Raw genomic sequence first — 13266 nt, 5'->3', positions numbered from 1 at the left:
GCTGGATCGCTTCGCCCTCAGCCCCGATCCAGCGGCGCGTCGGCGAAAAGAGGGCTTGGAATCGTCGGCGGAGCGTCATCGGCATCGGGGCGAGGGGCGCGGTAGACGGCATCGACAGTCCACGGCGCCGCTTGATCCGCCAAGGGGGTCAATCGTACATGGATGCGCCATGCCCTGCCTGAGGCGCCCCAGAACGCGAGACGCCACGCCTCCGACGGCGCGTTGCGGAAATCGGTATCGCGATCGCCGAGCAGCCGCGCCCCGGTTTCCGCCTCGAACTGCCGGCCCGAGAAAAACAGGGCCTCATCGCGTCGAGCGAGGCGATCACGGCATACCGTGCCGCAATCATCAACGAAGGCTTCGAGCAGGGGCAAAGGCGCCGTGTTGAGGTTCAGTGCCCCGCTGTAGGCACTCGTCGACCAGTCTTGCGCCCGGGCCAGCACCGCGGGCGTCAGCGCATCCCAGCCCAGCACGCGCGACAGCTCGCGCGGATGGAGCAAGGGCCGACCGGGCGGCGGCGAACGCCCCACCCGCTCGTACTCGCGGGCCTCGGCGCCATTGAGCCGGCGCAGGCTGTCCGCGTCGGTGTAGTCGGCAAGGCGGTCGACGAGGGCCGGCACATCGCGCGCGGGCGCGCCCGCCGCCGCGAGCAGGCGCGGCACCGGCGAGGTTTCCGGGAAGGCCACCGGCACGAGGCCGGATTCGTCCTGGATGGCGACGGTGATGCCGCCGAGGCCTCGATACGGATGGCCGTCGAGGCGCAGTTCGCCGCCACGGGGGCTGCGATCGAACCCCCCGAAATCCTCCAATCGCCGCGCCGCGAGTTCGCCGTCGGGGATCGGGGACAGGGGCTGGCCGGCCTGGGTCAACGGCACCGTGGCCGCGATGTACAGCAGTGTTTCGCGCGTCGATACGAGGGCGATGCGGTCATCGACTTCCGCGCGATCCAGGGTCGCTTCCGCCACCCGCTCCCGCGTCCAGAGCATCAGGAAGCCGACGCCGACCGCGATCGCCACCAGCATCCAGAGCACCATGGCCAAGATGAAGCCCTGTTCGCGCGAGCGGCGTTCAGAACGAGCCATCGATCTGCTCCATTCGATTGGCCAGCGCGGGAGGCAGACCGGCCGCCGGGCCCACGTGCGCCCACCACAGGCGAACACCCTGCTCGGTGCGCCAGCCAAGGCGCACCGCGCGCGGCAGGACCTCAGCGGGCTGCTCGGGAACCGGCCAGACGTCGTGCCAGCGGCCCGCCGAGTCCAGGTAGGCGAAGGCCGCATCCTCGAGATTCGCACTGACGAGCGGCCAGTCCGCACCGCCCTCGGCATAGACCACCTGACGCCCCCGTTCGGCGTCGACGAGGCGCCAGCCAACGCGTGCCGCGGCACCGGCTCGCAGGGCGTCGAGGCAGAGGAACTCCATCGCTTTGGCGTCGCCGCGGAACGCCAGCGCTTCGCCCGGGCGATCCGCCGCAGCCGCGGCGATCGTGTCGCGGAACCAGTGCTCGTGCAGCGCCGCAACCCGCGCATCGCGCTCATGACGGAGGACGCGCTCGCGCATCCCGAGCACGTGGACGAGCGACTGCATGAGCAGGGTGGCCACCAGGGCGATGACCACCAGGGTCACCATCGCCTCCAGCAGGCTGAAGCCGCGTGCGTTCACAGCGCCTCCGGGAACCGCACCTGGCGCCAGCCGGCCTTGCGCACGACGAAGCGATGGTCGACCTGCGTACCCGAGAGCAGCTCGACCTCGACGCGGTACAGGCCCACCTCGTAGTAGCCGGGCTGGAGGTAATCGGTCAGGCCGTCGCGCGGCGCTTCGATGGGCGTCGCCGTCCAGCGCATCCGCCCATCGCCGAGCGGTTCGTCGCCGCTCGGCTGCAGCATCGGGTTCAGGGTTTCGATGCGCGACAGCGCGCTCTGCGCCGCCGTATCCCGACGCGCTGCAGCATCGACGCGCTCGATCGATCGCAGCGACGTGTTGAGCGCCGCGAACAAAGCCATGCCGCCTGCGGCGAGGATGGCGAGCGCCACGATGGCTTCGAGCAGAGTGAAGCCGTGGTGGTCACGGCGCATCGGTGAGCTCCACGACGCGGCAGTCCGGTGCGAGTGCCTCAAGGCGCATCGAAAGGCCCGCCCCCTGCGCCTGCAGTTGGGCCCCTTCGCACCAGCCGTTGGCCGCGAGTTCGAGCGGCGTCAGCGCGACCACGCGCCAGCCCGCTGGCCAGACGAGGCCCGGTCGTTCGACGAGGCTGCCGGCCTCCCAACGGAACGGCCGACCCGCTTGACTCGCCATCGCCGGCAAACCCTGAATGCGGCGCAGCACGTCGTCGCGATCACCGGCCGCCTGCACGCGATCCGCAGTGCGCGACAGCGAAGGGGCGATGAGCCCCGCCGCCAGCCCGAGGAGCACCAGCACGACCAGCATCTCCAGCAGGCTGAACCCGCGCATCGCCAAGGCGGCGGACTCAGTTCGCCGGCGGCAGCACGCCGATGTCGGCATCGTTGCCCTCGCCTCCCGGCGCCTTGTCGGCACCCAAGGAGTAGAGCGCGAAGCTTTGGCCATCGCGTCCGGGGATCGAATACTGGTAGGGCGTGTCCCAAGGGTCCAGCGGGGCCGCTTCTTCGAGGTAGGGGCCGCGCCAGCGTTCGGCCGCGCGGGGCTCGGACGGCTTGGCGTAGAGCACGCCAAGGCCCTCGTCGACCGTCGGCAGGCGCCCCATGTCGAGGCGGAAGGTCTCGACGGCACCGCGGAGCATCTTGACCTGGGTCTCGGCCACGCGAACCTGCGAGCCTTCGAGCTGGGTGAACAGGCGCGGGCCGACGAGGCTGGCGATCAGGCCGATGATGACGAGGACGACGAGGATCTCGAGCAGGGTGAAGCCGCGGGCGGCGCGAGGGGAACGGGACATTCGGGGGCTCACAGGGGCAGGTCGTTGACGCTGGTGATGGCGAGGATGACGGCGGTGACCAGCAGGCCGATCGCACCGCCGATCACGATGATGGCCGCGGGCTCGATGAGTTTGAGCGCGCGCTGCATGCGTTCGCGGCCGCTGGTCTGGTAGAGGCGCGACAAGGCGAGCAGCAGCTTCGGTAGTTCGCCGGAGGCCTCACCCACCGAGACGAGGTCATAGCCGCTGGCATTCAAGGCACGATGCTCGCGCAGCGCATGGGAGAGCGTCGCCCCGCCGCGGACCGAGCGCGTGACCTGGGACAGGCGCGCTCGAAGGAAAGCGAGCCCGACCGAGGCCGCCGACAGATCCAGCGCGCGCGTCAGTTCGACGCGGTTGGACAGCAGCGTGCCGAGCGTGCCGGCCCAGCGCCCCACTTCGGACTCCATCAGCCAAGGCCCCAGCAGCGGAGCTTTCGCACAGGCTTCGAGGATCGACTGGCGCACGCTATCGCGACGCAGCAGCAGCACGAGGGCGGCAACCGCCGCGGCGGCGGCCAGAGCAACCAGGCCGATGTGGTCGGCGAACCACACGCCACCGCCGATCACCCAGCGCGAGAGCGCCGGCAGTTGCTCGGCCCGCTGCGCCAACAGTCCACCGAAGCGCGGAACCACCCACAGGAAGACGATGCAGACCGCGCCGATGCCGGAAGCGACCAGCACCGCCGGGTAGACCAGCGCCGACCGAACCTCGGCTTGCAGGCGGAGGTCGTACTCGTACTGGCGCGCGCCGTCCTCGAGCGCCGGCCCCAACCGACCGGTGAGCTCGCTCGCCTCGACGAGCTGCTGGATGTAGGGCGGGAGGTCGAGGCCACTCACGGCCAGCGCTTGCGCAAAGCTGTCGCCGCGGCGCACCGCCTTGGCCATCGCGGCGAACGCACCGGTGATCTTCGGATGGTGGCTGGAGTTGGACAGCGACGTGAGCGCCGTCGCGAGGCTGACACCCGAGTCGACGAGGGTCGCGAACTCCTGCAGCACGAGCTGCATTTCCCGCGGCGAGGGCGGCAGCCGATCGCGCCAGGCGTCGACGACGGGTTGGTCCGGCTCGAGCAGCACGGGCGTGAGGCCGCGCCTCAGCACTTCCCGGTCCGCGGCCCGGAGATCAGCGGCTTCGAGCAGGCCGCTGACTTCCTGGCCGCGCCCATCGATGGCGCGATAGCGGAAGTTCACGGTGCCGATGCTCCGACGTCATCGGCGGTTTCGAGCGCGGCGCCGGTGATGCGCACCACCTCGTCGACGGTGGTCAGCCCGCGGAGAGCCTTCAGCAGGCCGTCCTCGCGCAGGGTCAGGCTGCCCTTGCTACTGGCATGCCGGCGCATCTCGCCGGCGCTCGCGCGCTGCATGACCAGCCCCTGCAGTTCGGGATCGACATCGACCAGCTCGTAGATGCCCACGCGACCGCGGTAGCCGGTGCCCTGGCAAGCCGGGCAGCCAACCGCCTTGCGCCAGCGCGGCGTCTCGCCTGGCGCCAGACGCGCGGCGGTGGCCGCAATATCGGGATGGACATCGGCAGGGGCGGCGCACGCAGTACAGAGGCGACGCAGAAGGCGCTGGGCCTGCACGGCACGCACGCTGGTCGCGACGAGGAAGGGTTCGACGCCCATGTCGACAAGGCGGGTGAACGCGCTGACGGCGTCGTTGGTGTGCAGCGTGGAGAACACGAGGTGGCCGGTGAGCGCCGCCTGGATGGCGATCTCCGCGGTCTCGCGGTCGCGGATCTCGCCGATCATCACCACGTCCGGGTCCTGGCGCAGGATGGCGCGCAGCGCACGGGCGAAGGTGTAGCCGATCTCGGCGTTGGCCTGGATCTGGGTGATGCCCTTGACGCGGTACTCGACGGGATCCTCGACCGTGATGATCTTCTCCTCGCGGTCGTTGATGCTTTCCAGCGTGGCGTACAGCGTGGTGCTCTTGCCCGAACCGGTGGGGCCGGTGACCAGCACGATGCCGTGCGGCTCAGCCGCCCAGCGACGGAACCGGGCGAGATCGCGCGGCTCGAAGCCGAGCTTGTCCAGCGACAGGTCCTCGCGCTCCTTCGGCAGCAGGCGCATCACGATCGACTCGCCGTGGACGCCAGGCACGGCCGAGGCGCGAACGTCGACCTCCTTGCCGCTGACGCGGGCGGACAGCCGGCCGTCCTGCGGCAGGCGTCGCTCGGCGATGTCCATGCCGGAAATCAGCTTGACGCGCGAGGCCACGGCGGCAAAGCGCGACAGCGGCAGTTGCAGGACGGGGTGCAGCACGCCGTCGATGCGGAAGCGCACGCTGAAGCTGTCTTCCTCCGGCTCCACGTGGATGTCGGAGGCGGAACGGTCCATCGCCTGGGCGAGCAGGCTGTTGACCAGCTCGATGACCGGGGCTTCCTCGGCGAGCTCGCGGAGATGGCCAACGTCATCGTCTTCGGATTCACCCGAACGGTTGGCCCGTTGGAAGGCATCCACGAGGCGCTCGACGTCCTGGGCGCGGGCCAGGCGCCACTGCCACGGGGCAGCCAAGCGCTTCTCGAGGACTTCGTTGACGGTGGCATCAAGGGGATCGCGGGCCACGACCAGCAGGCCGCCTGCCGCACCGCGCCAAGCCGCCACGCCCTGGTCCACCCACCAGTCGACGGCAACACCGGGGGCGGCGTCCCCCAAGCGGAACGCCTCGTTGTCCTGCGGCCACTCGGAGGCCGGCAACACCGGCATCGCCAACTGTTCGGACAGGACCGGGATCAGCGCTTCCTCCGACAGCGCGCCAAGCCGGACAAGGATCTGGCCGACGCGTCCGCCGATTTGCGGTTGCAGGCTCAGAGCTCGCGCAAGGTCCGCCGGAACGACCAAACGGCGCTCGACAAGCAGGTCGCCGAGACGGCGGGGACTGGGCGCGCCCCTTGGGGTGCTGGGGTCTCGGAAGGCGTCGGTGGTCGGCATGCCGCCATCTTAATGCCCAGCCGCGCGGCTGCGGCCGGCCGGAAACAACGCGGCCCGCACGCAGCGGGCCGCCTTCCTCCCGTCGCCGCCACCGTCAATGTCGGGTTCGGGCGAACAACCGGGTGAGCCGGTCCTTCGCCAACAGTTTTTCCTTCTTCATCCGGGCCAGCGTCATGTCGTCGATCGGAAGCACGCCGAGCTCGGCATCCATCACCTTGCTGTTCAGCTGCTGGTGGTGGCGGTAGAGCTGGCGGAACTCCGGATCGGACTTGATCAAGGCTTCGACATCGGCGGTGGATTGACCTTCGAACATTGCAGCGACCTCCTCAAACGCGAACGCCCCGGCTCGGAGGCGCGGGGCGTTGGGGTTGGACTGGGGTCAGGTCGGGAAGGCTGGCCGCCTCGGGCCGCGGGCCACGCGCATCCCGAGCGGGACGCGGCAGCGGGGGCGGGATGAGGTCAGCGGTCATCGGCCTGGCTCGTTCTCCCAAGGGGAACACCCCCTTGGGAAATCGACGCTACGCCCGGCCCAACGGGCGGGCAAGCGCTTTTCGAGCAAAACCACCGCGATTAACACCTCCCCTCGGAAGCCCTCACCCGCCCCTAACGGGGTTCAGCCGGGTGAAGACGGAACGCCCTCAGCGGACGGTGATTTCCACCCGGCGGTTGGCCGCGCGGCCTTCCGCCGAGCCGTTGTCGGCCACCGGGTCGGCGGCACCGCGGCCGTCGGTGCGGATCGAACCGCTGGCACCCGACTCCTTGAGGATGGCGGCGACGGCCTCCGCCCGGCGCAGGGACAGCGCCTGGTTGGCCGCGGCGGCGCCCTGGCTGTCGGTGTAGCCGACGACCTCGACATTGCGGCCGCCGATCTCCATGGCGAGGCGACGCAGGCTGGCGTTGGCCTCAGTAGTCAGGGCGGCGCGACCGCTGGCAAAGGCCGAACCGGCCAGCGTGTAGACGGTCGCCGGCCCGACGCTGCGCGAGGGCGGCAGCGGGGCGTCGGCGGCCAGCGCTTCGGCCACCAGCGAGTTCGCCAGTTCGGCTTCCTCGCGGGCCAGCGCGGCCTCGCGGCCGCGGCTCGCGGCCAGGCGGCGCGCCTGCTCGGCATCGGCCCTGGCCTGCTCGGCCAGCGCGAAGGTCTCGGCAGCCGCCGTGCGCTCGCGCTCGGCCTCTTCCTGGCGGGCAAGGCTCTGCATGCGCAGGCGCTCGGCGTCGCGACGGGCGGCATCGGCATCGCGGCGCGCGGCCGCCACCATGATCTGGTCGCGCTCGCGATCGAGGTCGGTCGACTGCCGCGCCAAGGCGTCGGCCTGCGCCGCGGCCAAGGCCGCGCGCACGCGCCGCTCGGCCACGAACTGGGCCGAGGCGTATTCCTTCGACTTCGCGGCGGCGAGGGCCTGAACCGCCTGCTGGGCCTTCAGCCGCTCGACGCCGCCCATGCCGGCGAGCTGGGCGTCGCCATCGAGCTGGGCGAGTTGGGCCTGGAGACGGGCGACGACGGGGTCGATCTCGTCATCGGCGGACACGGCGGGCGCGGCCAGTGCAACGGCAGCGGCGAGCGCGAGGCCGCGAGCCAGGGCGTGGATTCGAACAGAGTGGAAAGCACGCATCGGATCAATCTCCCTGGACCAGCAGGCGGCGGCGCAGCTCGGCGTTGCGCGCGGCCTTGGAATCAACCTCGGCCTCGAGCGTGGCGCGGCGGGCTTCGGCGGCGGCGACCGCGGCGGCGGCCTCGGCTTCCCGCGCGGCGACGAGGGCCTCGGCATGGCGTTTGCGCGATGCGGCATCGCGGGCCGCGGCAAGGCGCTGCCGGGCCTCGTCGAGCGCCTGCTGCGCCGGGCCGCGGGGCTCGAGGGCATCGGCGCTGCGGATGGCGCGATCGGCCGCGTCGAGCTCTGCGGTCGGGGGCGGGACGCTGGCGCAACCGCCCAGCAGCGCCGCGAGGAGGAGGCTGGCCGCGAGGCCGGCGGGGACGTTTCGGGTCATGGGGATACGGGTCGCTTTTGGTGGCGGAACGCGGCTATTCTCAAAAGCCTGACCCGGTTACGCAATGGCGCGAGGAGCCCATCCCCCATGGACATCGGCTATTTCCTGAAGCTGATGACGGAGAAGAACGCCTCCGACATGTTCCTCACGACCGGGGCGCCGGTGTACATCAAGGTCGAAGGCAAGCTCTACCCGCTCGGCAATACCGGCCTTCCGGCCGGCATGGTCAAGAAGATCGCCTACTCGCTGATGGACGAGGGCCAGGTGCCCCAGTTCGAGCGTGACCTCGAATACAACATGGCGATCGCCGTGAAGGACGCGGGCCGGTTCCGCGTCAACGTCTTCAAGCAGCGCGGCGAAGTCGGCATGGTCATCCGTGCCATCAAGAGCACCGTCCCGACGCTCGAGCAGCTGCAGTTGCCCCACGTCCTGAAGGACATCATCATGGAACCCCGCGGCCTCGTGCTCGTGGTGGGCTCCACCGGCTCGGGCAAGTCGACCGCGCTGGCCTCGATGATCGACTACCGCAACACCAATTCGACCGGCCACATCCTCACCATCGAGGACCCGATCGAGTTCCTGCACACGCACAAGAAGTCCATCGTCAACCAGCGCGAGGTCGGCCTCGACACCCACGCCTTCCACAACGCGCTGAAGAACGCGATGCGTGAGGCGCCGGACGTCATCCTCATCGGCGAGATCCTCGATTGCGTGACCATGGAATCGGCCATCGCCTTCGCCGAGACCGGCCACCTCTGCCTCGCGACGCTGCACTCGAACAACGCCGACCAGACGCTGGAGCGCATCCTCAACTTCTTCCCCGAGGCGGCGCACAAGAACATCCTGATGAACCTGTCCTTGAACCTGAAGGCGGTCGTCTCCCTGCGCCTCGTGATCGGCAAGGACGGCAAGCGCCTGCCCGCCTCCGAGATCCTGATCAACACCCCGATGATCCGCGACCTGATCCGCCGCGGTCAGATCCACGAGGTGAAGGAGGCGATGGAGAAGTCGCTGGAAGCGGGCATGCACACCTTCGACCAGTCGCTGTTCAAGCTCTACAAGGACGGCAAGATCGACCTCGAGGAAGCGCTGCGCAAGGCCGACTCGCGCGATGGCCTGGCCCTGCGCATCCGCCTGTCGGAAGGCGCGAACGCCGAGCACGATCCCTACGCCGACGTGTTTGGCGGTGCGGGCGGCGCGTTCGGCTGATCAACCCGGCGGAGGCGCGTCCGGCTGGGCTTCCGGCGCGGCGCGCTGGAAAGCCTCCAGCGTGAGGCACTGCGCGTCGATGCGCCGCACGGCCGGATAGGGCGAGAGGTCGAGCGCGAAACGGCGGGCGTTGTAGACCATCGGCACCAGCAGGCAGTCGGCGAGGCCGGGATGCTCCCCGTCGCAGAAGGCGCCGGTGGACGGGTTCTCCGCCAGCAGGGCCTCGATCGCCTCGAAACCCAGCGCCAGCCAGTGGCGGATCCAGGCTTCGCGCTGCTCCGGCGTCGCCTTGAACTCGCGCTCGAGGTACTGCAGCACCCGCAGGTTGCCCAAGGGGTGCATGTCGCAGGCGATGAGCTGGGCCAGCCCACGCACGCGGGCGCGCTCTCGCGCCGTCGCCGGCAGCAGCGGCTGGTCGGCGAAGGTCTCGTCGAGGTACTCGATGATCGCCATCGACTGCCGCACCAGCCGCTGGCCGTGCTGCAGCGTGGGCACGAGGCCCTGCGGATTGACCTTCCGGAACTCGGCACCGTGCTGCTCGCCACCGCCTCGCACCAGATGCACGGGCGCGAGCTGGTAATCGAGCCCTTTGAGGTTCAGCGCGATGCGCACGCGGTAGGCGGCGCTCGAGCGCCAGTAGGAATACAGCCGCAATCCGCCGCTCACCATGGCATCGCCCTCCTCGCGACAGCCTAACCCGGCGCGCTCAATCCTGGCGCTTCATCACCTGCTCGATGGCGCCGAAGATCGACGCGCCCTCGGCATCCAGCATCTCGATCCGCACGGTGTCGCCGAACTTCATGAAGGGCGTCGAGGGCTTGCCGTCGCGCAGCGTCTCGATCGTGCGCTGCTCGGCGAAGCAGCTCGCCCCCTTGTCGGTGCTCTGGTTGGCCACCGTGCCCGAGCCGACGATCGTGCCGGCCGACAGAGGACGCGTCTTCGCGGCGTGGGCGACGAGCTGCGCGAAGCTGAACTGCATGTCTTCGCCGGCCTCCGGCGCGCCGAACCACTCGCCGTTGATGTGGGTGAGCAGCGGGCGGTGCACCTTGCTGTCCTTCCACGCGTCGCCCAGCTCATCCGGGGTGACGAACACCGGGCTCAAGCAGGAACGCGGCTTGCTCTGCAGGAAGCCGAAGCCCTTGGCGAGCTCGTTCGGAATGAGGTTGCGCAAGCTCACGTCGTTGACGAGCCCGACGAGCTGGATGTGCTCGGCGGCGGCTTCGGCCGACACGCCGTGCGGCACGTCGTCGGTGACGATGACCACTTCGGCCTCGAGGTCGATGCCGTAGGCCTCGTCGCGCACCAGCACCGCATCGCGCGGGCCGTAGAAGCCGGCGCTGACGGCCTGGTACATCAGCGGATCGCTGTAGAAGCTCTCCGGCACCTCGGCGCCACGGGCGCGGCGCACGCGCTCGACGTGCGGCAGGTAGGCCGAACCGTCGACGAACTCGTAGGCGCGGGGCAGCGGCGCGGCCAGCGCGGCCATGTCGAGCGCGAACACCTCATGGCCATCGATGGTCTGCGCGGCCGAGCCGTTCAGGGCTTCCGACACGCCATTGAGGCGCGGCGCGGTGTTCGACCAGTCTTCCAGCGCGCGCTGCAGGGTCGGCGCGATGTGCGGCACGCGCACGCCGCGGGCGAGGTCGCGGGAGACGACGATCAGCGTGCCGTCGCGGCCGCCTTCCTTCAGGGATCCGAGTTTCATCGCTTGTCCTGGTTGAAGTGCTTCTTCAGGCCGTGCCAGCAGGCCACGTACTGGCGCTGCCGGTGTTGCGCCGCGACCGCTTGGGCCGTGGGGCGCAGCACCGCGCGCGACTCGAACATGAAGGCCATCGTGTCACGGATGTAGTGCGGCTTGCTGGTGTCGGCGGCGCTCGCCTTCTCGAAGGTCTCGGCGTCCGGGCCATGGCCCGTGAAGCTGTTGTGCAGCGAGGCGCCACCGGGCACGAAACCGTCGGCCTTGGCGTCGTAGGCGCCGTGCACGAGGCCCATGAATTCGCTGGCGACGTTGCGGTGGAACCACGGCGGACGGAAGGTGTCCTCCATCGTCAGGATGCGCGGCGGGAAGATCACGAAATCCATGTTGCCCACGCCGGGCGTGTCGCTGGGCGAGGTGAGCACGAGGAAGATGCTCGGGTCCGGGTGGTCGTAGCTGATCGAGCCGATGGTGTTGAAGCGGCGCAGGTCGTACTTGCAGGGCACGTGGTTGCCGTGCCACGCGACCACGTCGAGCGGCGAGTGGCCGATCACGGCGCGCCACAGCCGGCCGTCGAACTTCGCCACCAGCTCGAAGTCGCCTTCCACGTCCTCCCAAGCGGCCACCGGCGCGAGGAAATCGCGCGGGTTGGCGAGCCCGTTGCTGCCGATGGGGCCGAGGTCGGGCAGGCGCAATCCCGCGCCGAGGTTCTCGCAGACGTAGCCGCGGGCGTCGCCGTCCGGCAGGTCCACCGCGAAGCGGATGCCGCGCGGAATCAGCGCGATCTCCTGCGGCTCGACCTCGAGTACGCCGAACTCGGTGCGGATCCGAAGGCGACCCTGCTGCGGAACGATCAGCAGCTCGCCGTCGGCGTCGTAGAAGTAGCGCCCCTGCATCGAGCGGTTGGCCGCGTACAGGTGGATGCCCACGCCCGCACCGACCCCGGGGCCGCCATTGCCGGCCATCGTGTAGAGGCCGTCGAGGAAGTCGGTGGGCGCCGTCGGAGCGGGGAGCGGGTTCCAGCGCATCTGCTCCGGCGAGACCGGGCCGTCACCGAAGACGTTGTGGAACGCGCCTTCGGGCAGGAGCTCGAACGCGCCGTGCATGGCGCTCGGGCGGATGCGGTAGAGCCAGCTGCGGTGGTTCTGGTGGCGCGGCGCGGTGAAGGCCGTGCCGGAGAGCTGCTCGGCGTAGAGGCCGTAGGGGCAGCGCTGCGGCGAATTGCGCCCCACCGGCAGCGCACCGGGCAGGGCCTCGGTGGCGAACTCGTTGCCGAAGCCGGATTGGTAGGCGAGCGTCATGGCCGCGCCCTCAGAGCACGCCGCGACGCATCTGGTCGCGTTCGATGCTCTCGAACAGGGCCTGGAAGTTGCCCTCGCCGAAGCCCTCGTTGCCCTTGCGCTGGATGATCTCGAAGAAGATCGGGCCGATGGCATTCTGCGTGAAGATCTGCAGCAGCTTGCGCGACTTCGTCTCCGGGTCGGCGTCGATCAGGATCTTGTTTTCGCGCAGGCGCGCCACGTCTTCGCCGTGGTTGGGGATGCGTGCGTCGATCACGTCGAAATAGGTGTCGGGCGTATTGAGGAACTGCATGTCCTGCCCGCGCATCGCTTCGATGGTGGCGTAGATGTCGTCGGTGAAGCAGGCGATGTGCTGGATGCCCTCGCCGTGGTAGGCGTCGAGGTACTCATTGATCTGCGACTTCGGGTCCGACGACTCGTTGAGCGGGATGCGGACGATGCCGTCCGGCGCGGTCATGGCCTTCGAGACGAGGCCGGTCTTCGCGCCCTTGATGTCGAAGTAGCGGATCTCGCGGAAGTTGAAGAGCTTTTCGTAGTAGTCGCTCCACTTCTGCATGTTGCCGAAGTAGAGGTTGTGCGTGAGGTGGTCGATGAAGGTCAGGCCGAAGCCGAAAGGATTCGCATCGACGCCCGGAATCGCCACGAAATCGCGGTAGATGCTGTCGACGCTGCCGTAGTCGTCGACCAGGTAGAGCATGCAGCCGCCGATGCCCTGGATGACCGGGCGGTCGATGGCCTTGGTGGCCTCGCGCGCCACGTGCTCGCCGCCGGCGGCCAGCGCCGCGGCCTGCACCTCATGCGCGTTCTTCTGGAAGCGGATGGCGAAGCCGCAGGCCGAGGGGCCGTGGGCCTTGGCGAAATCCGCCGCGAAGCTGTCCGGGTCCTCGTTGACGAGGAAGTGCACGCCGCCCTGGCGATACAGGGTGATCGGGCGCGCCTTGTGCCTGCGCACGGCCGTGAAACCCATCGCGCGGAAGTAGGCGTGCAGCATTTCGCCCTGCCCCGCCGGTGCCGCGAACTCCACGAACTCGAAGCCGTCGATGCCCATCGGGTTCTCGAAGGTGGTGACGTTCATGCCGAGGTTCGGCGCGGCGATTGCGGGAGAAGCGTTCATGGCATGCTCCGGAGCTGGGGACGGGACGGCACAGGGGATGGTTCGCCGCCCGTTATAGTTTCATTTGAAACCACGCGCAACTTGCGCCGCACTGCAGCATCC

General features: G+C 69.5%; 15 protein-coding genes. 1 reads left to right on the top strand and 14 read right to left on the bottom strand.

Features of this window, described 5'->3' with window-relative positions:
* Positions 1 to 17: 17 nt before the first annotated feature.
* The 10 genes from O9255_RS03220 to O9255_RS03175 all read right to left on the bottom strand — a co-directional run bounded on the left by O9255_RS03220 (position 18) and on the right by O9255_RS03175 (position 7844).
* Positions 18 to 1082, bottom strand: coding sequence for a type II secretion system protein GspK (locus O9255_RS03220; protein ID WP_297865394.1), 1065 nt, complete (start codon positions 1080 to 1082; stop codon positions 18 to 20).
* The gene (locus tag O9255_RS03215; protein ID WP_297865393.1) at positions 1069 to 1659 is read right to left on the bottom strand and encodes a prepilin-type N-terminal cleavage/methylation domain-containing protein; all 591 of its coding nucleotides are present in this window, start codon (positions 1657 to 1659) and stop codon (positions 1069 to 1071) included. The genes O9255_RS03220 and O9255_RS03215 overlap by 14 nt, the downstream gene beginning before the upstream one ends.
* A complete protein-coding gene (locus O9255_RS03210; protein ID WP_297865392.1) occupies positions 1656 to 2072 on the bottom strand; it encodes a prepilin-type N-terminal cleavage/methylation domain-containing protein in 417 nt (138 codons plus the stop codon). The genes O9255_RS03215 and O9255_RS03210 overlap by 4 nt, the downstream gene beginning before the upstream one ends.
* Positions 2062 to 2448, bottom strand: a complete 387-nt coding sequence (locus O9255_RS03205) for a prepilin-type N-terminal cleavage/methylation domain-containing protein (RefSeq protein ID WP_297865654.1) — start codon at positions 2446 to 2448, stop codon at positions 2062 to 2064. Before O9255_RS03205 ends, O9255_RS03210 begins: the two co-directional genes overlap by 11 nt.
* A gap of 16 nt (positions 2449 to 2464) precedes the next feature.
* Positions 2465 to 2908, bottom strand: a complete 444-nt coding sequence (gene gspG / locus O9255_RS03200; protein WP_297865391.1) for a type II secretion system major pseudopilin GspG — start codon at positions 2906 to 2908, stop codon at positions 2465 to 2467.
* Positions 2909 to 2916: 8 nt separating this feature from the next.
* Positions 2917 to 4116, bottom strand: a complete 1200-nt coding sequence (locus tag O9255_RS03195; RefSeq protein ID WP_297865390.1) for a type II secretion system F family protein — start codon at positions 4114 to 4116, stop codon at positions 2917 to 2919.
* Positions 4113 to 5858, bottom strand: a complete 1746-nt coding sequence (locus tag O9255_RS03190) for a type II/IV secretion system protein (RefSeq protein ID WP_297865389.1) — start codon at positions 5856 to 5858, stop codon at positions 4113 to 4115. The genes O9255_RS03195 and O9255_RS03190 overlap by 4 nt, the downstream gene beginning before the upstream one ends.
* A gap of 94 nt (positions 5859 to 5952) precedes the next feature.
* A complete protein-coding gene (locus O9255_RS03185) occupies positions 5953 to 6171 on the bottom strand; it encodes a YdcH family protein (RefSeq protein ID WP_297865388.1) in 219 nt (72 codons plus the stop codon).
* Positions 6172 to 6496: 325 nt separating this feature from the next.
* Entirely contained in the window at positions 6497 to 7468 is a 972-nt protein-coding gene (locus O9255_RS03180; RefSeq protein WP_297865387.1) for an OmpA family protein, read from the bottom strand.
* A 4-nt stretch (positions 7469 to 7472) separates the two neighbouring features.
* Positions 7473 to 7844 (bottom strand): hypothetical protein, encoded by a 372-nt coding sequence (locus O9255_RS03175; protein ID WP_297865386.1) that lies wholly within the window; start codon positions 7842 to 7844, stop codon positions 7473 to 7475.
* 87 nt (positions 7845 to 7931) lie between these two features.
* On the opposite strand from O9255_RS03175, the gene O9255_RS03170 reads away from it, so the two are divergent.
* Entirely contained in the window at positions 7932 to 9053 is a 1122-nt protein-coding gene (locus O9255_RS03170; RefSeq protein WP_297865385.1) for a PilT/PilU family type 4a pilus ATPase, read from the top strand.
* Here O9255_RS03170 and maiA read toward each other — a convergent pair whose 3' ends face one another.
* Genes maiA through hppD form a run of 4 tightly spaced genes read right to left on the bottom strand, consistent with a single transcriptional unit; the run spans position 9054 to position 13164 of the window.
* Positions 9054 to 9719 carry a maleylacetoacetate isomerase gene (maiA, locus tag O9255_RS03165; protein ID WP_297865653.1) on the bottom strand — a complete coding sequence of 222 codons (666 nt, stop codon included), beginning with the start codon at positions 9717 to 9719 and terminating at the stop codon, positions 9054 to 9056.
* Between the two features lie 40 nt (positions 9720 to 9759).
* A complete protein-coding gene (locus O9255_RS03160) occupies positions 9760 to 10758 on the bottom strand; it encodes a fumarylacetoacetate hydrolase family protein (RefSeq protein WP_297865384.1) in 999 nt (332 codons plus the stop codon).
* A complete protein-coding gene (gene hmgA, locus O9255_RS03155) occupies positions 10755 to 12050 on the bottom strand; it encodes a homogentisate 1,2-dioxygenase (RefSeq protein WP_297865383.1) in 1296 nt (431 codons plus the stop codon). The genes O9255_RS03160 and hmgA overlap by 4 nt, the downstream gene beginning before the upstream one ends.
* A 10-nt stretch (positions 12051 to 12060) precedes the next feature.
* Positions 12061 to 13164: a 4-hydroxyphenylpyruvate dioxygenase gene (hppD, locus tag O9255_RS03150; RefSeq protein WP_297865382.1), complete on the bottom strand. Its 1104-nt coding sequence runs from the start codon at positions 13162 to 13164 to the stop codon at positions 12061 to 12063.
* Positions 13165 to 13266: the final 102 nt, after the last annotated feature.

The organism is Silanimonas sp. (assembly GCF_027530345.1).
Lineage (GTDB): Bacteria > Pseudomonadota > Gammaproteobacteria > Xanthomonadales > Xanthomonadaceae > Silanimonas.
Note: the sequence above shows the minus strand (reverse complement) of the source record. Positions and strands in the feature narration are given on the sequence as shown.

What these genes read in the sequence shown, in the direction of transcription:
- O9255_RS03175 (WP_297865386.1), bottom strand. Translation starts at nt 7,844, where the DNA reads ATGACCCGAAACGTCCCCGCCGGCCTCGCGGCCAGCCTCCTCCTCGCG.
- O9255_RS03170 (WP_297865385.1), top strand. Translation starts at nt 7,932, where the DNA reads ATGGACATCGGCTATTTCCTGAAGCTGATGACGGAGAAGAACGCCTCC.
- hppD (WP_297865382.1), bottom strand. Translation starts at nt 13,164, where the DNA reads ATGAACGCTTCTCCCGCAATCGCCGCGCCGAACCTCGGCATGAACGTC.
- O9255_RS03180 (WP_297865387.1), bottom strand. Translation starts at nt 7,468, where the DNA reads ATGCGTGCTTTCCACTCTGTTCGAATCCACGCCCTGGCTCGCGGCCTC.
- O9255_RS03185 (WP_297865388.1), bottom strand. Translation starts at nt 6,171, where the DNA reads ATGTTCGAAGGTCAATCCACCGCCGATGTCGAAGCCTTGATCAAGTCC.
- O9255_RS03190 (WP_297865389.1), bottom strand. Translation starts at nt 5,858, where the DNA reads ATGCCGACCACCGACGCCTTCCGAGACCCCAGCACCCCAAGGGGCGCG.
- O9255_RS03210 (WP_297865392.1), bottom strand. Translation starts at nt 2,072, where the DNA reads ATGCGCCGTGACCACCACGGCTTCACTCTGCTCGAAGCCATCGTGGCG.
- O9255_RS03160 (WP_297865384.1), bottom strand. Translation starts at nt 10,758, where the DNA reads ATGAAACTCGGATCCCTGAAGGAAGGCGGCCGCGACGGCACGCTGATC.
- O9255_RS03220 (WP_297865394.1), bottom strand. Translation starts at nt 1,082, where the DNA reads ATGGCTCGTTCTGAACGCCGCTCGCGCGAACAGGGCTTCATCTTGGCC.
- O9255_RS03205 (WP_297865654.1), bottom strand. Translation starts at nt 2,448, where the DNA reads ATGCGCGGGTTCAGCCTGCTGGAGATGCTGGTCGTGCTGGTGCTCCTC.
- hmgA (WP_297865383.1), bottom strand. Translation starts at nt 12,050, where the DNA reads ATGACGCTCGCCTACCAATCCGGCTTCGGCAACGAGTTCGCCACCGAG.
- gspG (WP_297865391.1), bottom strand. Translation starts at nt 2,908, where the DNA reads ATGTCCCGTTCCCCTCGCGCCGCCCGCGGCTTCACCCTGCTCGAGATC.